The sequence below is a fragment of the Nonomuraea sp. NPDC050404 genome (assembly GCF_040655495.1).
In the GTDB taxonomy this organism is placed as follows: domain Bacteria; phylum Actinomycetota; class Actinomycetes; order Streptosporangiales; family Streptosporangiaceae; genus Nonomuraea.
In genome coordinates this window covers 453,762-474,366 of sequence record NZ_JBFAKB010000001.1, presented here as the reverse complement: position 1 = coordinate 474,366, position 20,605 = coordinate 453,762, and the positions used below count along the sequence as shown (strand labels likewise).

16 protein-coding genes are annotated in these 20,605 nt (G+C 73.1%); 8 read left to right on the top strand and 8 right to left on the bottom strand.

Features of this window, described 5'->3' with window-relative positions; genetic code table 11:
* Positions 1–54: 54 nt before the first annotated feature.
* Entirely contained in the window at positions 55–3,045 is a 2,991-nt protein-coding gene (locus AB0I81_RS02090) for a BTAD domain-containing putative transcriptional regulator (protein WP_360648361.1), read from the bottom strand.
* Positions 3,046–3,119: 74 nt separating this feature from the next.
* Between AB0I81_RS02090 and AB0I81_RS02085 the strand changes: the two genes are divergently transcribed.
* From AB0I81_RS02085 to AB0I81_RS02060, 6 genes are all read left to right on the top strand, one after another.
* Positions 3,120–3,647 (top strand): PadR family transcriptional regulator, encoded by a 528-nt coding sequence (locus AB0I81_RS02085; RefSeq protein ID WP_360648358.1) that lies wholly within the window; start codon positions 3,120–3,122, stop codon positions 3,645–3,647.
* Entirely contained in the window at positions 3,644–4,324 is a 681-nt protein-coding gene (locus AB0I81_RS02080) for an ABC transporter ATP-binding protein (protein WP_360648355.1), read from the top strand. Before AB0I81_RS02085 ends, AB0I81_RS02080 begins: the two co-directional genes overlap by 4 nt.
* Positions 4,321–6,600, top strand: a complete 2,280-nt coding sequence (locus AB0I81_RS02075) for an FtsX-like permease family protein (protein ID WP_360648352.1) — start codon at positions 4,321–4,323, stop codon at positions 6,598–6,600. The genes AB0I81_RS02080 and AB0I81_RS02075 overlap by 4 nt, the downstream gene beginning before the upstream one ends.
* Before the next feature lie 7 nt (positions 6,601–6,607).
* Positions 6,608–8,914, top strand: a complete 2,307-nt coding sequence (locus tag AB0I81_RS02070) for a penicillin acylase family protein (protein WP_360648349.1) — start codon at positions 6,608–6,610, stop codon at positions 8,912–8,914.
* A gap of 96 nt (positions 8,915–9,010) precedes the next feature.
* Positions 9,011–10,162, top strand: a complete 1,152-nt coding sequence (locus AB0I81_RS02065; RefSeq protein ID WP_360648346.1) for a trypsin-like peptidase domain-containing protein — start codon at positions 9,011–9,013, stop codon at positions 10,160–10,162.
* Positions 10,163–10,203: 41 nt separating this feature from the next.
* Complete coding sequence (locus AB0I81_RS02060) at positions 10,204–11,445, top strand: MFS transporter (protein ID WP_360648343.1); 1,242 nt, start codon at positions 10,204–10,206, stop codon at positions 11,443–11,445.
* Here the strand turns inward: AB0I81_RS02060 and AB0I81_RS02055 are convergent.
* Both AB0I81_RS02055 and AB0I81_RS02050 read right to left on the bottom strand, forming a co-directional pair.
* Positions 11,393–11,998: a DUF3159 domain-containing protein gene (locus AB0I81_RS02055; RefSeq protein ID WP_360648340.1), complete on the bottom strand. Its 606-nt coding sequence runs from the start codon at positions 11,996–11,998 to the stop codon at positions 11,393–11,395. The genes AB0I81_RS02060 and AB0I81_RS02055 overlap by 53 nt on opposite strands.
* A 118-nt stretch (positions 11,999–12,116) precedes the next feature.
* The gene (locus AB0I81_RS02050; protein ID WP_360648338.1) at positions 12,117–13,241 is read right to left on the bottom strand and encodes a serine hydrolase domain-containing protein; all 1,125 of its coding nucleotides are present in this window, start codon (positions 13,239–13,241) and stop codon (positions 12,117–12,119) included.
* Between the two features lie 183 nt (positions 13,242–13,424).
* Between AB0I81_RS02050 and AB0I81_RS02045 the strand changes: the two genes are divergently transcribed.
* Complete coding sequence (locus AB0I81_RS02045) at positions 13,425–14,360, top strand: PaaX family transcriptional regulator C-terminal domain-containing protein (RefSeq protein WP_360648335.1); 936 nt, start codon at positions 13,425–13,427, stop codon at positions 14,358–14,360.
* A gap of 59 nt (positions 14,361–14,419) precedes the next feature.
* Positions 14,420–15,262, top strand: a complete 843-nt coding sequence (locus AB0I81_RS02040) for an aldo/keto reductase (RefSeq protein ID WP_360648332.1) — start codon at positions 14,420–14,422, stop codon at positions 15,260–15,262.
* A gap of 111 nt (positions 15,263–15,373) precedes the next feature.
* On the opposite strand, the gene AB0I81_RS02035 is transcribed toward AB0I81_RS02040, so the two are convergent.
* Genes AB0I81_RS02035 through AB0I81_RS02015 form a run of 5 tightly spaced genes read right to left on the bottom strand, consistent with a single transcriptional unit; the run spans position 15,374 to position 20,504 of the window.
* The gene (locus AB0I81_RS02035) at positions 15,374–16,072 is read right to left on the bottom strand and encodes a hypothetical protein (RefSeq protein WP_360648330.1); all 699 of its coding nucleotides are present in this window, start codon (positions 16,070–16,072) and stop codon (positions 15,374–15,376) included.
* Positions 16,069–17,187: an aromatic ring-hydroxylating dioxygenase subunit alpha gene (locus tag AB0I81_RS02030; RefSeq protein ID WP_360648327.1), complete on the bottom strand. Its 1,119-nt coding sequence runs from the start codon at positions 17,185–17,187 to the stop codon at positions 16,069–16,071. The genes AB0I81_RS02035 and AB0I81_RS02030 overlap by 4 nt, the downstream gene beginning before the upstream one ends.
* Positions 17,180–18,085, bottom strand: coding sequence for an alpha/beta hydrolase (locus tag AB0I81_RS02025; RefSeq protein WP_360648324.1), 906 nt, complete (start codon positions 18,083–18,085; stop codon positions 17,180–17,182). The genes AB0I81_RS02030 and AB0I81_RS02025 overlap by 8 nt, the downstream gene beginning before the upstream one ends.
* The gene (locus AB0I81_RS02020; RefSeq protein WP_360648322.1) at positions 18,082–18,882 is read right to left on the bottom strand and encodes an oxidoreductase; all 801 of its coding nucleotides are present in this window, start codon (positions 18,880–18,882) and stop codon (positions 18,082–18,084) included. Before AB0I81_RS02020 ends, AB0I81_RS02025 begins: the two co-directional genes overlap by 4 nt.
* The gene (locus AB0I81_RS02015; protein WP_360648320.1) at positions 18,879–20,504 is read right to left on the bottom strand and encodes a nitrilase-related carbon-nitrogen hydrolase; all 1,626 of its coding nucleotides are present in this window, start codon (positions 20,502–20,504) and stop codon (positions 18,879–18,881) included. The genes AB0I81_RS02020 and AB0I81_RS02015 overlap by 4 nt, the downstream gene beginning before the upstream one ends.
* Between the last annotated feature and the right edge of the window lie 101 nt (positions 20,505–20,605).

Below are 20,605 nucleotides of genomic sequence, written 5' to 3'. Positions count from 1 at the left end.
CTAGAAGGACGAACGGCCACACCCGTCCCTGGACACCTCGCGGAAAAAACTTTTTCAGGTCAGATCGTCCAGTACGGCCCGCGCCGCGGCCTCGTCGAGCCGGTGCCCGCACTCGCGGTGCAGTTCGGCGGCCCTGCGCGCGTCCTCCCGCCGGTCCGGGCAGGCCCGCGCCAGCACGGTGAGCGCCTGCCCCTCCAGCCGCCGCAGCCCATGGCGGACGGCGGAGTCGCGGGCCTGCCGCGCGTGACCGGCGGCCTCCTCAAGCCGCCCGCCCTCCAGGAGCACCTCGGCCAGCCACAGCCGGGTACGGGTGACGAGGTAGGGGAAGGTCCCGTCCCGGTAGCCGGCCAGCACACCTTCGAGCAGCTCGACACGCTCTTCGAGGCCGACCGAGCCGTCCACCCTGGACAGCGTGATGCGCGCCTCCTCGTAGTGGTTGCCGGGCCCGCTCTCGCGCGCCACCCGCACGGCCCGGCGCGCCAGCTCGGCGGCACGCGCGCGGTCGCCCTGGTGCAGCCGGGCCATGGCCGTGCTGGACAGCGTGTCCGCGAGCTGGGCGCCGCGCGCCGCTTCCATGCTCCGCTCGAACGCCTCCATCGAGGCCGCCAGATCGCCCAGCGCCAGATGGACGTCGCCCAGGATGGAGTACGCCCGCGCCTCCCAGCCGGGTGGCTCGCCGAGCGAGCGGCGCAGGCGTACCGACCGCAGCTGCCGCTCCAGCGCCTCGCGCGGGCGTCCCGCCCACAGCAGCTTGATGGAGTGGTTCTCCAGCGTGGCGGCCAGCTTGGCCGAGGGCTCGAACGACTCCCACAACCGGATGACCCGCTCGTCCCCGGCGATGCTCTTCTGCAGGTCGCCGAGGCTGGCGGTGACCACGACGAGGTTGGTCAGCGCCAGCAGCGCGCCGGTCTTCCAGCCGATCTCGTCGTACAGGCGGGAGGCGATCTCGTAGTGGCCGACGGCGGGGCCCGGCTCGTTCAGCACGAAGTGGGCGTTGGCCAGCGTGTGGTGCATGCCGGCCACGCCCGCGTGGTCGCCGGCCCTTTCGGCCTCCGCCAGGGCCCGGGCGACGGGTGCGAAGACCACGCCGGGGCTGAACCCGACGTACATGAAGGCCCGCAGCGTCTCGGCCAGCCGCCACAACACCCGCCCGCGGGCGTGGTCGATCACGGCGAGCAGGTTGTGCTGCTCGGCCTGCCACCAGGCGTCGGCGGCGTCGGCGTCGGCGAACTCCGCCGCGTCGTGCGGCGGGTCGTCCGGGGTCAGCGGGAGCAGTTCGATGGGGGCGGCGACCAGCCGGGCGGCGGCGCGGGCGGTGTGCAGGTAGTACGCGTGCAGCCGCGCGGGATCGTCGTCCCGCTCCGTGCACCGCTCGCGGGCGTACAGGGCGACCAGGTCGTGCAGCCGGTAGCGGCCGGGGGCGTGCTCCTCGACGAGGTGGGCCGTGGCGAGCCGGGCCAGCAGCCGCCTGGCGGTGCCCGGATCGGTCCCGGCCAGGCGGGCGGCCGAGTCGGCGGTGAAGTCGCAGCCGGGCACCAGCCCGAAACGCCGGAACAACACCTGGGCGTCCTGGGGCAGCGCCGCGTAGGAGCCTGCGAACGCCGTGGCGACCGTCGCCCGCGCGTCGCCCTCGACGGCCAGGGTGTTCCAGCGGTCTTCGCGCAGTTCCTTGATGTACTCGCGCAGCCCGGCCCGGCCGATGAGGTTGGCCCCGGCGATGGCCAGGGCCAGCGGCAGGTGGCCGCACAACTCGGCCAGCTCGGCGGCGGCCTCGGGATCGGCTTCGACGGGCTCCCTGCCCACCAGGTCGGCCAGCAGGTCACGGGACTCGCCCCGGCTCAGCGGGTCCAGCCGTACGCTCTGCGCCCCCTGCAGGGCCAGGCCGCGCAGCGCGTCCCTGCTGGTGACGATCACCGCGCAGGCCGGGCCGCCCGGCAGCAGCGGGCGTACCTGCTCGGCGGAGACGGCGTTGTCCAGCACGAGGAGCACCCGCCGGGTGGCCAGCGTCGAACGGTACAGATCGAGCTGCTCGGCCGCGCCGCCGGGCGTGGGCACACCCAGCGCGCCGAGCAGCCTTGGCAGCACCCGCTCAGGCGGCAACGGTTCGCCCCGGCCATGGCCGCCCAAATCGACGTGGAGCTGCCCGTCGGGGTAGCCGGCGGCCAGCTCATGGCCGACGTGCACCGCCAGCGCGGACTTGCCGATCCCGGCCGCGCCGGTGACCACGGCGATCCGGCCGTCGCGCAACAACCGCCGCAGCCGCTCCGCCTCGGGCCGCCGGCCCACGAAGCCGGCCGCGTCCCTGGGGAGCTGGCGCGGCACCACCGGCCGGTGCCCCTGCACGATGCGCTGGTGCAGGTCCCGCAGGCGCGGCCCGGGATCGACGCCCAGCTCCTCGGCCAGCAGCCGTTGCACGCCGTGGTAGAGCTCCAGCGCCTCCGCCGTGCGCCCGTCGTGCCACAACGCGGTCATCGCCAGCGCGTGCGGCGTCTCGCGCAGCGGCTCCTCGCCGCGCAGGTCCTCCAGTAGGGCGGGCACCTCGCGGTGGCGGCCCAGCTCGATCAGCGCGGCGGCGTGCTCTTCCAGCAGGTCCCACCGCTCCCGCAGCAGCGGGGTACGCACGCGCTGCTCGACCCAGTCGCTGCCGATGCCCTGCAACGGCCGGCCCCGCCACAACTCCAGCGCCCGCGCCCAGTCCCGCACCGCCTGACCGGGCTCGTCCGCCGCCCGCCCGTCGGCGGCCAGCCTGCGGAAACGGGCCAGGTCCAGCTCCTGCTCCGGCACCGCCAGCGAGTAACCCGCCGTCGTGCTGGCGATGCGCCCGCCCAGCGTCTTGCGCAACTGCGAGACCTTGAGCTGCACGATGGTCCTGGCGGTCTTGGGCGGCTCGTCCGCCCAGAGCGCGTCGATCAGCCGGTCCACCGGCACGTACGCCCCGTGATGGGCGGCCAGCAGGCCCAGCACGCACTGGAGCTGCGCCCCCTCGACCGGAACCTGAGCGCCGCCTTCGTTCACCTCGACGGGGCCGAGCACGCGGATGTCCATCCCGAACGAGCATAATCGCTCGTCAAACCCCTTTTATGCACCGGGTATATACTCTTGGTGTATATTTCCGCGGCATGAGTGTTCCTCTAGCGTTGCTCGGGCTGCTGGAGCGCGAGCCCAGCCACGGCTACGACCTGAAGCGTGACTACGACACCTTCTTCGGACGCGGCAAGGCGCTGCCGTTCGGCCAGGTGTACTCGACGCTCGGCCGGCTGGCCAGGGACGGCAAGGTCACGGCCGGGCAGAGCGAGCCGGGCGTCGGCCCCGACCGCAAGCGCTATTCCATCACCCCCGTCGGCACGCGCGAGGTGGAGGCGTGGCTGGCGGAGCCGGTGGCGGCCGAGCCGTACCTGCAGACGGTGTTGTTCACCAAGGTCGTGCTGGCGCTGATGCTGGGGCGGGACGCGGCCGGCTACCTGGACCTGCAGCGGGCCACGCACCTGCGGCGCATGCGGGAGTTCACCCAGATCAAGCGGACCGGCTCGCTGACCGACGCGCTGCTGGCCGACCACGGCATGTTCCACCTCGAAGCCGATCTGCGCTGGATCGACGTCACCGCGGCGCGGCTGGGCGCGCTGGCGGACCTGGTGCGCGAGTCATGATCCTCCAGGCACGCGGGCTCAGCCGCTCCTACGGGCGCACGCCCGCACTGTCCGAAGCCGACCTCACGGTGAACGCGGGCGAGATCCTGGCGGTCATGGGCCCGAGCGGCTCGGGGAAATCAACGCTCCTGCACTGCCTGGCCGGGATCTTCACCCCCGACAGCGGCGAGGTGTGGTTCGACGGGCGGCGGCTGGACACCATGAACGACGCCCGGCGCACGAAGCTGCGGCGCACCGCCTTCGGCTTCGTCTTCCAGTTCGGGCAGCTCGTGCCGGAGCTGACCGCGACCGACAACGTCGCCCTGCCGCTGCTGCTAGGCCGGGCCGGTCGCAAGGACGCCCGGCGGCGGGCGGGGCGCTGGCTGGAGCGGCTGGGGCTGGGCGAGCTGGGCGGCCGGCGTACCGGCGAGTTGTCCGGCGGGCAGGCGCAGCGGGTGGCGATCGCCAGGGCGCTGGTGACCGGGCCGCGGGTGTTGTTCGCCGACGAGCCGACCGGCGCGCTCGACTCGCTCACCGGCGAACACGTCATGGAGTTGCTGGTCGGCCTGGCGCGCGAGGAGGGCACGACGGTGATCGTGGTGACCCACGACGCCCGCGTGGCCGCCTTCGCCGATCGCGAGGTCATCGTGCGCGACGGCCGTCTCACCGATCCGTTCGCCGCCGGGGCTGTACGATGATCGCCCTGGCTCTGCGGTTGTCGTTGCGCGGTGGCAGGGAGGCGGTGGCCAGGCTCGCACTGATCGTGGCCGGGGTGGCCGCAGGCGTCACCGTGCTGCTGATCACGTTGTCGCTCTTCAACGCCTTCGAGGCCACCGCCGGCCGCCCCTGCTGGGAGTGCACCACCGGCGCCGCGCCCAGCGGCTGGGCCCTCGACGCCACCGCCGGTGGCGCGCTGTGGAACTACCACGAGGACTACTACGCGGGCCGGCCGATCAAACGCCTGGACGCCGCCGCGCTCGCCCCCCAGGCGTCGGGCGTTCCCGGCAACGGACTCGGCGCGCGGGCGCCGGTCATCCCCGGTCTGGCGGACATGCCCGCGCCCGGCCGCTATGCCGTCTCGCCCGCGCTGGCCGAACTGCTGGATTCGGTGCCGCGCGAGCGGCTGGCCGACCGTTTCCCCGGCACCCGCGCCGGGATCATCGGCCAGGCCGCGCTGACCGGGCCCGACGAGCTGGCCATCGTGGTCGGGCGCACGCCGCAGGAGGTCGCCGCCCTGGCCGGGACGCGCCAGGTGGACACGGTGGAGACCGCGTCCGCGGCGTCCCTGCGCGACGACGACACCGACCTGTACCGGTTCGGTTTCGGCGTCGCGGCCGTCGGCCTGCTCGTCCCGCTGCTCGTGCTGGTGAACACCGCCACCCGGCTGGCCGCCGCCCGCCGCGAGGCGCGCTTCGCCGCGATGCGGCTGGCCGGCGCCACCTCCCGCCAGGTCAACGTGTTCGCCGCGGTGGAGGCGGGGCTCGGCGCGCTGCTGGGCGCGCTGCTCGGCGTCGCGCTGTTCCAGCTCCTGCGCCCGGCCGCGGCCACGGTACGCGTCACCGGCTCGCGCTTCTTCCCCGAACTCGTCACCCCCGCGCCCTGGCAGTACGCGGCCGTGCTCGCCTGCGTCCCGATCCTGGCCGGCTGCACCGCGTTGTGGTCGTTGCGCCGCGTACGGATCTCGCCGCTCGGCACCGCCAGGAAGGCCGTCCCGCGCCCGCCGGGGGCCTGGCGGGTCATTCCGCTGGCGGCCGGGCTCGGTCTGTTCGCGGGGCCGGTGTTCTGGGGCGCGGGTAACAAGCCGGATCCCGCGACGGCCGGTGCGGCACTCGTACTGATCATGGTGGGCCTGATCCTGGCGGGGCCCTGGCTGACGATGCTGGCCGCCCGCGCGACCGCCCGCCTGACCCGCGGCGCGGCGACGCTGCTGGCCGCCCAGCGGCTGGCGGCCGACCCGAAGACCGCCTTCCGCTCGGTGAGCGGCCTGGTCCTGGCGGTGTTCATCGGCACGGCGATCGCGGGCATCGTCCCGGCCGTGCTCACCGGCCAGCAGGCCGTGGCCGGCGGCTCGCTGGCCGGCGTGCTGCGCGCCCCGCTCAGCGAGCATCCGGAAGCGGGCGGGCTGTCACCGGGGGAAGGAGCCGAACTGCTCGCCAAGCTGCGCGCCCGGCCGGGCGTCGGCGTGTTGCCGATCTACGCCCTGCCGCGAGAGACGGAGAACCGGGTGATCAGCGAGGCCGGGCCACCTCCCGCGAGCGCCGTCGAGTGCGCGGCCCTGGCCCGCTTCCCCGCACTCGGGCACTGCCCGGCGGGCGCGCAGGCCGTGGCGGGCTACTTTGAACGCCTCGTCGGTACGGACAACCCGCTGACCGTCGACAGGCTGCTCCCGCTCGCCGGTCCCGCCGGCGAGGCCGTCTCCGTGACCGGCCTCAGCCTCGCCGCCGTGCTGGTGAGCATGGACGACACCGTGGATGACAGAGCCGGGCTCGAAGAGGTCCGCACCCTTCTGGCCCGGCACAGCGCCGGCCCGCCGATGACCTTCACCGAGGTGGCCCAGATCAGGGCCACGGTGTTCACCCAGGTCGAGAACATCGCGCTGGCCATGGTCGCGCTGACCCTGCTCGCCGGCGGATGCAGCCTCGTGGTGGCGGTCGGCGGCGGCCTGATGGAACGCAGGCAGCCGTTCACCCTGCTGCGGCTGGCGGGCACGCCCGCCCGCACCCTGTCCGCGGTGGTGCTGCTGGAGTCGGTGCTGCCGCTCGTGCTGGCCGCCGTCGTCGCCGCGGGGGCCGGGTTCGGCGTGGCGGGGCCGTTGATCGACCAACTCGCGATGAAGGGCGCCTCCCTCGCGATGCCCGGCCCCGTCTACTTCGCCACCGTCGGCGGCGGCCTGGCCGCCTCGCTGCTCGTGGTCCTCACCGCCCTGCCGCTGCTGCGGCACATGACCGCGCCGGACAACGCGCGCTTCGAATAGGAGATCCATGAAGCTCAGACAGCGGCTGTCCGCGATGACGGCGCTGACCCTGGTGGCCGCCCTCACGGTGGCCTCGCCCGCGCGGGCGTCGGTCGCCGGCGGGCGCTACACGGCCGAGATCCGGCGCACCGAGTACGGCATCCCGCACGTCACCGCCAAGGACCACGGCGGGCTCGGATTCGGCTACGGCTACGCCTTCGCCCAGGACAACCTGTGCGTCATGGCCTCATGGGCGGTGACGCTGCGGGGCGAACGATCCCGCGTCTTCGGCCCCGAGGCGGAGTCGGACGACCCGATCCGCCCGGTCGACAACCTCACCAGCGACCTCTACTACAAGAGCGTCGCCGGCTCGGGCGTCATCCGCCGGGTCCTGTCCCAGCCGCCGCCGCTGGGCCCCGGCGCCGAACTCCGCGAACTGGTGGACGGCTACGTGGCCGGCTACAACCGCTACCTGGCCCGTACGGGAGTGGCGAACCTGCCCGACCCCACCTGCCGGGGCAAGTCCTGGGTCGGCCCCATCACCGCCACCGACGTCTGGAGCAACCTCCTCGACCTCAACAAGATGGCGGGCGGCTCCCAGCTCAAGGAGGCCATCGCCGGCGGCGGCGAGCCGGAGACGGACCGGCCGGGCCCGGCGCCCGGCAGCAACGGCTGGGCGCTGGGCCGCCGGGCCACCCGCGCGGACCACGGCATGCTCCTGGCCGACCCGCACTTCCCCTGGAACGGCATCCGCCGCTTCTACCAGGTGCAGCTCACCATCCCTGGCGTGCTGGACGTGGCGGGCGCCAGCCTGTACGGCACCCCGGTCGTCCAGATCGGCCACAACGCGCACGTCGCCTGGACGCACACCGTCTCCCACGCCCACCGCTTCAGCCTCTACCGGCTCAAGCTCGCGGGGGAGAGCGGCTACGAGGTGGACGGCCAGGTGGAGCCGATGGGCCGCCAGGAGGTCACCGTGACGCTCAAGGACGGCACCCTCGTCGCCCGCACCCTCCACACCTCCCGCTACGGCCCCGTGCTGGCCGCCGGGAGGAGCGAGAAGTACGCCTACGCGCTCGCCGACGTCAACGCCGCCAACCTGCGCGCGGCCGACGAATGGCTGGCGATGGGCAAGGCCGGCGACCTCAAGGAGTTGCGCGCGGCCCAGGACGCCCACCAGGGCATGCCGTTCGTCTACACGCTGGCCACCGACACCGGCGGGACCGCCTCCTTCGCCGACGCCTCGGTCGTCCCCCACGTCACCGACGCCCGGGCGAGCCGCTGCACCGTGCCGTCGCCCGACCCGTCCCTTGAGGCATACGTCCTGGACGGCTCGACCTCGAAGTGCCTGTGGGGCAAGGACCGCGACGCCGTCGTGCCCGGCATCTTCGGCCCCGGCAACCAGCCGAGGCTGACCAGGGCCGACTATGTCTCCAACGCCAACAACACTCCCTGGATGACGAACCCGTCCGCGCCGATGACGGGCTACGACCAGGTGTGGGGCCGGAGCCGTACCGACGTCGAGGCCCGTCCCCGCGTCAGCCTCGACATGATCGCCCAGCGGATCTCCGGCGCCGACAAGCTCGGCGCGCCCGGTTTCACGCTGGACACCCTGTCGGCCACCGCCCGGGGCAAACGCAACCTCACCTTCGAACTGCTGCGCCCGGACGTGGCGGCGTTGTGCCGCGCCCACCCCAAGCCGGCCGCGACCGGCGGCGAGCGCGTCGATGTCCGCGCGGCCTGCCGGACCCTGGCGGCCTGGGACGGGCGCGCCACCCTGGACGCCCGGGGGGCGATCCTGTGGCGCGAGTTCTACAGCCGGCTGCCGCGCCCGGTGAAGCCGGGCGAGCCCGCCCAGTACTGGTGGCGCGTGCCGTTCGATCCCGATCACCCGCTCACCACACCCCGCGGGCTCAAGCGGGACGACCCGATGGTGCTGCGGGCCCTGGCCGACACCGTGCGGGATTTCCGGACCCGCGACCTCCCGCTGACCCTCACCCCCGGCCGGGCCCAGCGCTACTCCTCGCTTCCGATTCCCGGCTGCACCGAGTTCGAGGGCTGCTTCGACCGGGTGCGCATGCGCGGGCCGCTCGATGCGAACGGGCGCTATCCGGACGTGGACACCGGCTCCAGCTTCATGATGGCGGTCGAGCTCACCCCCGGCGGGCCCCGGACGCGGACGATCCTCACCTACTCCCTGTCCGCCAACCCGTCCTCGCCCCACCACGCCGACCAGACGGCTCTGTTCTCGCGCGGGGAGTGGGTCACCGGGCGGTTCACCGACGCGGAGATCAAGGCCGACCCGCATCTGAGCGTCACCACCGTGAGCGGCTGACCCGTTGCCCCGGCGGCACGGAAACGCCGGGGAAACGGCGCGGGCCGTAAAAGTGGGAGGCGATCCCCGGCTCGACCACCGACCCCAGGAGGCGACATGGACACGAACCCCCAGCCGGAGCCGGTGCCGCCCCCCGCCGCGCAGGTGCCGCCGAAGGGCGGGTTCGTGCTCTCCCGCACGGCCATCGCCGGGCTCGCGCTGGCCGCCGTCACCACGCTCGCGGCGGCGGCGATCAGCGGCGGCGCCCTGGGAGCGTACGTCACGGTGAACGCCCGTCCGCAGCCGTCCGCCGGCCCGGCAGGACCCAACCCGATCTTCCGTACGGCCTCCGACCGGTTCACGGTCGCGCAGATCGCCGAGAGCGTGCAGCCGTCGGTCGTGATGATCCAGGGACAGAGCACCGGCGGCTCCGGCGTCGTGTTGTCCCAGGACGGGCTGATCCTGACCAACAACCACGTCGTGGCCGGGCAGAACGGCGGGCTGACGGTGCGGTTCAACGACGGCGGGAGCGCCAGGGCCAGTGTGGTCGGCGCCGACCCCGCCACCGACCTGGCCGTCATCCGGGCCGAGGGCGTCTCGGGGCTGGCCAAGGCCACGCTGGGCGACAGCGATCAGCTCAAGGTGGGCGACGACGTGCTGGCCGTCGGCAGCCCGCTGGGGCTTGACGGCACAGTGACGGCCGGCATCGTCAGCGCGCTGGACCGTACCGTGACCGCCGGCAGCGCCCCCGACGAGCGGCAACTGCCGCCGGGCTGGGGCGGCCGGCAGCAGGAGAGCGAGACGACCACGCTGGGCGGCATGATCCAGACGGACGCGGCGATCAACCCGGGCAACTCCGGCGGCGCCCTGGTGAACGCGGCCGGTGAGGTGGTGGGCATCAACAGCGCGGTCGCCCCCGACGGGGTGAACCTGGGCTTCGCGATCCCGGTGAACACCGCCAGGCAGGTCTCGGAACAGCTCATCAGCAAGGGCACGGTACGGCACGCCTACCTCGGGGTGAGCGTCACCGACGCCACCGGATCGGTGTCCGGGGCGCTGGTCAGCCAGGTGGTGGCGGGCAGCCCGGCGGAGAGGGCGGGCCTGAGGCAGGGCGACCTGATCACCAGGATCGGTGACACGCCCGTACAGGGCAGCGACACGGTCATCGGTCAGGTCCGCGGGTTCACGGTCGGCCAGCAGGTGCGGCTCACCTACGTGCGGGAGGGCAAGGAGAACACCGTCACCGTCACCATGGCGGAGAAGAAGTAGCGCACGTATCCCGGAATTCGACCGCTTTATATCTCTGTGGTGTGCTCTATCCCGTGCTCGTAGCCGCTCCCCAGACACCGGATCCCGCCGCCGACCCGTCCGCCCGCCGGGTGATCATGACCGTGGTCGCGATCCAGTTCGCCTCCTGCCTCGGCTTCTTCTCGGTGATGGCGCACCTGGTCGCGCACCTGCGGCACGACCTGGGCCTGCTGGCCGGCACGGTCGGCCTCATTCTCGGGCTGCGGGTGGGCCTGCAGTTCGCGCTCCTGCTGCCGGTCGGCACGGTCACCGACCTGCTGGGCGCCCGCAACACCGGCGCGATCGCCTGCGTCCTGCGGATGGCGGGCTTCGCCCTGCTCGCCGCCGCCGACGGCGTGGCCGGGCTGCTGTGCGCCTCCGTCGTCATCGCCGTGGGCGGCGCGCTCTACAACCCGGCGGCTCAGAGCCTGCTGGCCGGGGTCGGGCCCGCCCGCCGGCCCGGTGGTTTCGCCGCCTATGTCGCCACCCAGCACATCGCGACGATCGTGGGCCCGCCCATGGGGCTGGCGCTGCTGTCCGTCGGGAACGGGTTCGCGCTCCTGGCCGGAGTCGCCTCCGCCCTGTGGCTGGTGGCCGGCGCGCTGTTCCTGCTCCTGCCCCGGCGCCGGGGTGCCAAGCCGGCGCCCGCGCGTTTTCACCACGTCGTCACGGGCGTGCGCACGGTGCTCGGCGACCGCCGGTTCGTGCTCTTCGCGCTGATGACCGCGCCCACGACGCTGCTGGCCAACCACATCATGACCGCCGTGCCGCTGCTCGGCTTCGCGCCCGCGGCGGCGACCCTCTGCTTCAGCCTGCTCGCCGTGATCGCGGCAATCGCACAGCCGTTCGTGGCCACCGGCGGCCGTGGCGAGCGCCCGTGGGTGTTGCGCCTGGGGTTGTTGTGCGCGGCGGCGACGTTCTTCGTGCTCGCCCCGCTGGACGGCACGCAGACGGCCCCGCTGATGCTCGCGGCCGTGCTCAACGGGGTGGCGAACGGGCTGATCCAGCCGTCGATCTTCCAGCGCATCGCCCGGCACGCCCCGGCCGAGCGCTTCGGTTCGTACTACGGTGTGGTGGCGTTCTGCGCGGGGATGTTCTCCTTCGCGGGCGACCTGGTGGTCGGGCGCCTGTTCGACCTGGGTGCGGCAGGTGTGGCCCTGATCGGGGTCGGCGCGTTCGCGCTGGTCGCCGCGTTCGGCACACCCGGTTCGATCACCGCGGAGCCGGGGCGGGGGAGCGGCGCACGGCCCAGACGACGACCGTGAGGGCCAGCAGCCACAGCGGGAAACCCATGGCGATCTTCGCGAACGCCAGCCAGCCGGTGAGATCCTCGTCGTACAACCAGCGCTGCACCACGTACCTGGCGGCGAACACCACGGCGAGCGTCGCCGTGGCCAGATCGAAGCGGAGCACGGCGCGCCGGTCCGCGAGCCAGTGGAAGGGCGCGCGGTTCATCACGCTCCAGACCACGCCGACCAGCGGCCGGCGGATCAGGATCGTCAACGTCAGTACGCCGGCGCACGCCAGGCTCCACCAGATGCCCGCCAGGAAGTACCCGCTCACCGAGCCGGAGCGGTAGGCGATGAAAGCGGCGATCGCCACCCCGATGAAGCCGCCGAGCGCGGGGCGCAAGGGCCGGCGGCGCAGGACACGCAGCACGGTGAGCGCCGCCGCGAGACCCACCGCGCCGATCACGGCGGCCGTCAGCCCGGCCAGCGTGTTGATGATCACCAGCGCGGCCGGTGGCAGCGACGACTCGATCAGCCCGGACAGGCCGCCGCTCCGCTCCCACGCCGATTCGTGCCGGGGACCGCTCATCGGTCTTCCTCCTCGCCCGCCGGGACGCCGTCTCAGTCAAGCTACGGCGCGTACGCGAGCGGGAACATCCGGCTGGGTGCCGGGTGGGGTGTAGCTGAGTACACCCCACTCCGGTGGTCTATCCGGCAGGGCAGAGGATCGCCTCGGCCGCCTTCCTGACCTTCGGGTCGAGGGCGGGATCGGTGTGCGAGGTGCCCAGCGTGAGGGACACGACGAACTGCACCTTCGCATCCCGCGAGCTGTAGGTGATGGCGTTGAAGCCGGTCGAGCCGCCCTTGATCGACGTGTACTCGCCGCAGACGCGGGGGTCCGCGCCCGGAGGCGCCGACGGGGACGGCTCCGGGCGCCAGCGGCCGGCGTTCAGCGCGTCCTTCTCCGCCTTCGACAGCAGGTCATCCCCGGCCAGGGCCCGGTGGAAGGTGCTGAGGTCGTCCGTGGTCGAGATGACGCCCCCCGCGGCGTAGCCGAAGCTCACGTTGAGGCGGTCGAAGTCGTGGAGCTTGCCCTTTTCGTCGGGGTGGTAGCCGTGGCCGTGCGGCCCCTTGATGCCTCCTGGGGCCTTCACCGGCAGGTAGGTGTCCCGCATGCGGAGCGGCTTGAAGAAACGCTCGGAGAACTCGGCCGCCACGGAGTGGCCGGTCAGCCGCTCGATGATCAGGCCGAGCAGGAAGTAGTTGGTGTTGGAGTAGGCGTACCCCTGGCCGGGGGCGAAGGGGCGCGGCACGTCGGCGGTCTTCGCGATGAGCTCCATCGGCGAGTAGTAGGTGTCGAAGTCGAAGAAGTCGACCAGTTCGGCGGTGTACCAGTTGGGGATGCCGGAGGTGTGGTGGATCAGCTGCTCGACGGTGATCTGGTCGGCCAGCTTCACCAGATCCTTCTCCGCGACCTCCGGCAGCAGGTCGGCGAGCTTGTCGTCCAGGCCGAGCCGGTTCTCGGTGACCAGCTTCATGATGGCGACCTGGGTCATGGACTTGGTCTGCGAGCCGATCCGGAAGCGGGCGCCGGCGGGGATCCGCCCGCCCCCGTTCAGCAGCCGGGTCCCGGCCGAGCCCTTGCCGACCTTCCTGCCGTCCACGTAGAGCGCGCCGATCGCGCCCACCACCTCCTGGCTCCTCGCCAGTTCGCCGAGCGCGCTCTGCACGTCACCGAACCGGGCGCGGCCCGCGGTGGCGGCGGGTGAGAGGCTCACGGTCAGCATCACGCACGCCAGGCCGGCCAGCCCGGCTGTTGCCACACGGTTCACGATGAAGGTCCTCTCCTGTCACGGGTACGCCGGACACGCGTCAGCCGCACGCGCCGGTCCGGCCGGTTGCCGACATGTCTAGACCCGCGATCGTTTCCTTCTCGTTTCCGTCCCATGGGAGGAGCCGACGTACGACGAATCGTTTGCGGGTGCTGGCGTAAGCGGTGTTCATATACTCCTGGCGTGACCGACGGCGCATGGGCCGGGGCGGGCGAGGTCGATCTTCCGCGCTTCCAGGCGGGGGCGCCCCCGCAACATCTGATCACGACGCTGCTGGGCGACTACTGGATCGGCAGGCCCGAGCAGTTGCCGTCCGCGGCGCTGGTGCGCCTGGCCGGGGAGTTCGGCGTGTCCCCGGTGGCGGCCCGTGCCGGGCTGTCCCGGCTGGCCAGGCGGGATCTGCTGGAGTCGGCCAAGGTGGGGCGGCGCACGTACTACCGGCTGACCGACCGGGCCGCCGCCGTGCTGCTGGAGGGGCGGCAGCGGATCATGTCGTTCGGGCTTCGGCAGGAAGCGTGGGACGGCTCCTGGACGGTGGCCGCGTTCTCCGTCTCCGAGGAGCGGCGCGGCCTGCGCCACGCGCTGCGTTCCCGGCTGCGCTGGCTCGGCTTCGCCCCGCTCTACGACGGGCTGTGGGTCTCTCCCACGGCGAACGCCGACGACGCGGCGGCGGTGCTCACCGAGCTGGAGGTGCCCACGTCCACGATCTTCCGGGTGCGGGCGGTGGATCTGGCCGGCATGCGGGCGCCGCGGGAGGCGTGGGACTTCGACCGGCTCCGGCGTACTTATGAGGAGTTCACGGCGCGGTACTCGCCGCTGCTGGAGCGCGTCCGCGGCGGGGCGGTGAGCGCGTCCGAGGCCCTGGTGGCGCGTACGGGGATCATGGACACCTGGCGCACCTTCCCCGGCCACGATCCCGATCTGCCCGCCGAACTGCTGCCCGCCGGCTGGCCCAGGAGCGCGGCCAGGAGCGTGTTCGTCGAGATCTACGACACCCTGGGCCCTCTGGCCGAGTTCCGCGTCAAGCAGATCGTCGCCGAGTTCGATCCCGGCCTGGCCGAACTGGTGGCCCACCACCGCACCAGCCTGATCCTCAACCCGACCCCCGGTTCCCTGTGACGCTTTCACAGACGTGCGGCCAGAAGATGTGTCATCGATGCGAGTGGGACAATGGCGCGATGATCAACCAGGAGTTCGAGATCGCGGGCGAGCTGCGGGTGCGGCGTCTGGGGTACGGCACCGGCATGCTGACCGGGCCCGGTTACTGGGGGCCACGCCTGGAGCCGGGCCGCGCCGTGGCGGTGCTCCGCCGGGCCGTGGAGCGCGGGGTGACGCTCATCGACACGGCCGACAACTACGGGCCCGACCTCGCCGAGGAACTGGTGGCCGAGGCGCTGCACCCGTACGCGGACGATCTGGTGGTGGCGACGAAGGGCGGCGTCGTCCGTACGGGGCCCAACCTCTGGCACGCCGACGGGCGGCCCGAACGGCTGCGCGAGATGTGCGAGGCGAGCCTGCGCCGCCTGCGGACCGAGACGATCGACCTCTACCAGCTCCACCGGATCGACCCGCAAGTGCCGGCGGCAGACCAGCTCGGCACGCTGGCGGAGCTGCGGGCCGAGGGCAAGATCCGGCACATCGGGCTGGACACGGTGAGCGTGGCGGAGCTGGAGCAGGCCCTGGAGATCACGCCGATCGCCTCGGTGCAGAACCGCTTCAACCTGCTGGATCGCGAATCGACGCCGGTGCTGGAGGTGTGCGAGCGCGAGGGCCTGGCGTTCCTGCCCTGGTTTCCGCTGGGCAACGGCGCGCTGGCCACGACCGGCCTGCCGGAGGTGGCGCGGCGCCGCGGGGCCACCGCCGGGCAGGTGGCGCTGGCGTGGCTGCTGCACCGCTCGCCGGTCATCCTGCCCACGCCGGGCACGGGGTCGCTCGCCCATCTGGAGGAGAACCTGGACGCGGCGATCATCGAGCTCACCCCGGACGAGATCGCCCGGCTGAACGCGGCGCAATTGCGGTAAATGCGGGGGCCTGGCGCGACTGCCCGAAATGTTTCCATAGGGGAAACCAGAGGCCGTCGGTCACCCCGAACGCGAACGGGGACGGCCTGCCGTGTCACTCGCTCGGCCCGCTCACGTGAGCAACTCCCCGCGGACGCGTTCGGCCTGCTCCGCACCCAGCAGCCGGCCCACCTGGTGCCAGACCGGGTCCACGCCGGGGGAGAACAGGTTGGCCCTGTTCGCACGGTCGCGGCCGGCCGGGTCCGCGCCGGGCGGCACCGGCACGTCCGAGGCGAGCAGGGCCAGCCAGTGGGTGAGGTAGGCGTCCACGGTGGGGTCGAGCTTGGCGAAAGCCTCCTGCGTGGCGCGGCAGACCAGCATCCAGGGGGACATCATCGCCCGCCGGCGCGGGCCGACCGCCGCGGGGGACAGGCCGTCGATCCGCCAGGACTCCTCCAGGGGCTCGGTGAGCGGGGAGAAGCACAGGTCGAGGTAGGGCAGGTGGACGGCCAGGTCGGCGCGGGGGATCAGGTCCAGGTGCAGGGCGTGGTGGTCGGCCGAGGCGACGGCGTCGAGCGTGAAGTGCGGGGTCGCGGATCCGGAGCGGGTGAACGCGAAGATCATGTGGCTGTCCAGGCCGATCGGCGGCACCACCAGCGACACCGCGACCACCTTCGCCACCTCGCCGGCGGCGGGTCGCAGGACACGCAGGCGTCCGACCGGGGCGGGTGACATCGGCGAGGTCAGCGGCACGTCCTCGCCGGTGCGCAGGTCCAGGGCGGTGGCCAGGCGTTCCAGGGTGTGCTCGCTCAGCGTCGCGGGCAGGCTCATGCGTCCTGTCCTCCACGGTTCTTGTGCACCCAGGCGCGGGCCAGTTCGGGGTTCTCCCGGCGCGCCGGCGAGGCGATGACGGTGGCCTGGCGGCGCGGCACGTCGCCCATGACCAGGTCGTCGCCCCCGACCCACCAGCCCCGGTCGATGAGCTGCGCGCGCCGCCGCCGGTAGGCGACCTGGAGGGCGTCGCTGCGGATGTGCAGCTCCGCGGACAGGTCGAAGGGCAGCAGTTCGGGCCGCTGCGACTCCACCACGGGCCGGTCCTGCTCGAAGATCTTGGCGATGCGCTTGCGCGCGTTCCCGTCGGCCCACTTGCCGGTGAAGAAGTTGCGGTAGCCGACGATCTTCACCAGGGTGCGGCCCTGGGTGAGCGGGAGGTTGTGGTCGTACAGGATGAGGTCGCCGAACGGCAGCCGTACGTGCAGCTTGACGACGTTCGGCAGGTACCAGCCGTTGGTGACGACCACGTGCTCGGGCCGCGTGCCGGAGCGCAGCAGGCCCCACAGCCCCTTCGGCGGCGGCGGGCTGAGCCGGATGTCCGCCTCCGCCTGCCACTCGTCCTGCGTCACCTCGAAATCGGGAATTTCCGGCTTGTCGGGGTTGCCGAAGGAGGTGCCGTGCACGAACGGCGTGTGCGCGGCGTCCACCACGTTCTCCATCGTGCGCTCGTAGTTGGCCTCGACCGTCGTCTCCCAGTAGACGGCGCGGAAGGACGGGTCGTCGTGCTCGGGGACGTGCGGCATCGGCGGGCGTTGCTCCTCCGGCAGATCGCCCAGGTAGGCCCAGACCAGGCCGTAGCGCTCGACGCACGGGTAGGCGTCCACGCGTGCCTTCTTGGGAATGCCGCGGCCGGGCGGATTGGCGGGGATCTTCACGCAGGTCCCGTCCGGCTCGTACTCCCAGCCGTGGTACGGGCAGGCGATGCGGTCCTGCCCGGCGAGCGTGCCCATCGACAGGGCGCCGCCCCGGTGCACGCACAGGTCGGACAGGACGGCGACCTGCCCGTCGCGCCGCCGCCACAACACGAAGTCCTGGCCGAGGCAGGTGACCTTGCGCGGCCGGCGCCGCACCGCGTGGCTGAACTCGACGGCGTACCAGAAGTTCTTAAGCATGGCTCCTCCTGAGGTTCAGACCCTCCAGCACAACACGCGCCGCCGCGTCGCCGTGCAGGTGGGTGCGCAGGAAAGAGGTGATCAGCCGGGCCAGCTCGGGCCGGCGGTGGGTGGTGGCGGGCTGGTCGAGGAAGGCGCGGGCCGCCGTGGGGTCCACCGGGTCGGCGATGGCGAAGTGGTTCGCGCCCTCCAGCACGGACAGCAGGTGCTCGCCCTCGCCCAGGGCCTCCTCGAAGGTACGGGTGACCGGATCGTGGGCGTGCCCCTCCACGCCGTACCTGCCGGCGCTGCCCATGATCACGCCGTCGCGGGTGCCGGCCGCCAGCAGCACGGGACAGTCCGCCCGCACCGGCAGGACGGTGCCCGGCGGCCACCCCAGCATCGTGGCCGCCATGGTGTGCGCGCCGTAGGCGAACACCGCCCGCACCGAGGGGAAGTGCCCGGCCGACTGGAGCGCCACGGTGCCGCCCGCCGAGTGCCCGCCCAGCGCCACCCGGTCGAGGTCGATCGCCCCCTTGAGCAGGTCGATCCCCGCCAGCGCCGCCAGCACCGCGCCGATGGCCGGGCACGTCGGCCGGGTCCCGTACGCGGCCGGCCCGGCGGCCTCCAGGTCCACCCCCGGCGTCAGGCCGTGCCCGCCGGGCAACTCGCCGACCCGGTCGAAGGTGACGCACACGAACCCGGCCCGCGCGATCTCGACGGCCAGCCAGCGGTAGGCGTCCTGCCCGACGTTGATCCCCGAGACGAACAACACGACCGGGTACGGCCCGCCCTCGGGCGCGAAGACCCCGCTCAGCCGGTCACCCTCGGCGGCGCCCGGGTAGTGCACCTTCAGGTGGGCGGTGTCGAAGGGCGGCTGCCCGCCGGTCTTGGCGGCCCACCACAACGACCGGATCATGACGGCCTCGGCAGCTCGCGGTCGCCGCCCCAGAGCCCTCTGACCAGGCGGCCGGTCAGCTCCTCGCCGAAGTAACGCACGCCCATGACGTTCGCGGGATCGCGTTCGGCGATGTTGCGGCGCACCGCCAGATCCGCGGCGGCCAGGCCCGCCCGCTCGGCCGCCGGCACCGGCTCGGCCCCCGCCACCCACTCCAGCCAGCGGTCGACGCGGGCGTGCAGCAGGTCGCGCACCGCGTCCAGGTGCCGGCGGGCGCGGGGGAAGGAGTAGCAGTAGGCGTTCGGCGACAGGCTGGCCCGGATGAAGGCGGACCTGCTGGTGAACCAGACGAACTCCGGGTTGTCCTCCTTGAACGCCAGCCAGGCCGCGTCGAGCGGGGCGTAGTAGCGGTCGAAGTGGCCGCTGTCCCGCGTGAGGCTCGTCCTCGGGATGAAGTCCTGGTAGAACCAGCCCTCCGGCCACACGAGCAGCGCGATGCCGAGGTGCGGCACCCTGATCCGGGGGCCGAGCCAGGCGGTGAGGTGCAGATTGGCGAAGCTCGCCGCCGGATGGCCCAGCCAGGAGTGCACCAGCCAGTCGATCTCCGGCCCGGCGTAGGCGTCCAGCCGGCCGCCGGGGCCGTCGGGGTGCGTGCCGTACTCGCCGGGCGAGGCCGGGTCGCGGGTCAGCTCGAACCTGGCGTCGATCTTGGCCTTGAGCTCCCCGAGCAGGTCTTTGAACTCCTCGAACGTCTCGGTGACGTCGGTCGTGGGCGACTGGTCGAGCAGCTGCTCCACGTGCTGCGGCGTGTCCTTCACGGTCGTCCTTCCAGCAGTGCCCCGGCCAGCCGCCACGGCCGTCCCGCGACCAGGTCGGTGCCCCTGGAGACGAGGCGGTTGACACTCTGGGCGGGGGAGAGGGTGCCCTGGACCAGCAGGTCGTCGTTCTTGACGTGGGTGACCGCGGGATGGCTGATGTGTCCCGTGAACGGGCCCCGCCACGCGGTCCACAGGGTGAAGTCGGCGGGGAGGGCGAGGATCGCGCCCGCCAGCCCGTCCGGGCCGTCCTGCCCGGCGGCGACGATGTTGAGGCGGTTCTCCGCCGCGCGCTCCGGCAGGCCGAGCCGCAGCTCCCACGGCTCGCGCGGGGTGAACGGCACGGCCACGACGTCGGCTTCGGCCAGCGCCGCGAGCCTGAACTCCTCCGGATGCCGCGACGCCGCACCCACGATGACCGCCAGCCGCCCCCACGGCAGCACATGAACGTCGCACGGGCCGCCACTCGCGCTGCCGCGGCCGTCGCGGGCCGGTGTGATCGCGCGGCTGTGGCCGTCGCGGGCCGGTGTGACCGTGCTGCCGTGGCCGTCGCGTGTGGGTGCGAGCGGGCCGTCGGCGCCGATGAGGAGGCCCGTGCCGGTTACGGCGTGTGCCGCCGTTCCCGTCAGGGCCCGTGCGGCCTGCTCCGGGGTGACCGGCGAGCCCTCGGGCAGGACGATCAGCCGGGCCCCTCCGGCGGCGGCCCGGCGTACGAGATCGGCCTCGCCGCGCACCACGGCGACCGCGAGCCGCGGCGCGCCCGCCGGGGCCGTGCGGTCGCGGGGCGGATCGGCGATCGGGCCGTAGCGGTCGGGGCGGCGGGTGGCGAGATGGCGGGCCCGCACGGCGTCGGCGGCGGCCGGGTCGATGTCCGCCACGACCACGGCCTCGCCGGTACGCGGCCCGCGCGCCACCACCGACCCGTCGGGGGCGACGATCTGGCTCTCACCCGCCCCGTGCAGCCACTCGGCCGGCACCCCGAGCCTGGCGCTCACCTCCGCCAGCCGGTCGGCCGGGATCAGCGGGCCGACCTTGTTGGCCGCGACGACCCACACCTTGTTCTCGGCGGCGCGGACCGGGACGTGCAGGGCCGCCTCGTCCACGGCGAAGGAGTTGAGGCTGTTGAGCAGCACCTGCGCCCCGCGTAACACCAGGCAGCGGGCGACCTCGCAGATCACGCCCTCCATGCACGCGTACATCCCGAGCCGGCCCGCCGCCGTCGCCACCACGGGCCCCGCGCGGTCGCCCGGGTCGAGGTGGTCGTTCTCCGCGCCCATCAGCACCTGCTTGTCCGCCTCGCCGAGCAGGCTCCCGCCGGGACCGTAGAGCAGGGACGCGCCGGTCGTGCGCCCGTCCCGGCGGGCCAGGGAGACGCCGATCTTGATGTGGGCGCGGTGCCGTGCGGCCCGTTCGGCGATGGCGCTCAGGAAGGCGTCGCCGGGGCGGCAGGCTCGCGCGCGGGCGTGTTCGCGGCTTTCGTACCAGGACAGGTGGTTGCAGAATTCGGGTAGCACGATCAGTTCCGCGCCCTGCGCCGCGGCCGCGTCGATCATGCGCAGGCCGGTGGCGAGGTTGGCCCCGGGGTCCGTGCCGGCCTCGTACTGGACCGCGGCGACGCGTACCAACCCGGCCTCCCGTTACAACTGAAGAAACTCCGTTTCCAAGGTAGGATCCGCGAACCACAGGCGCATGTCCAGGGCCGCCCGCACGGCTCAAGGGGCCGGTC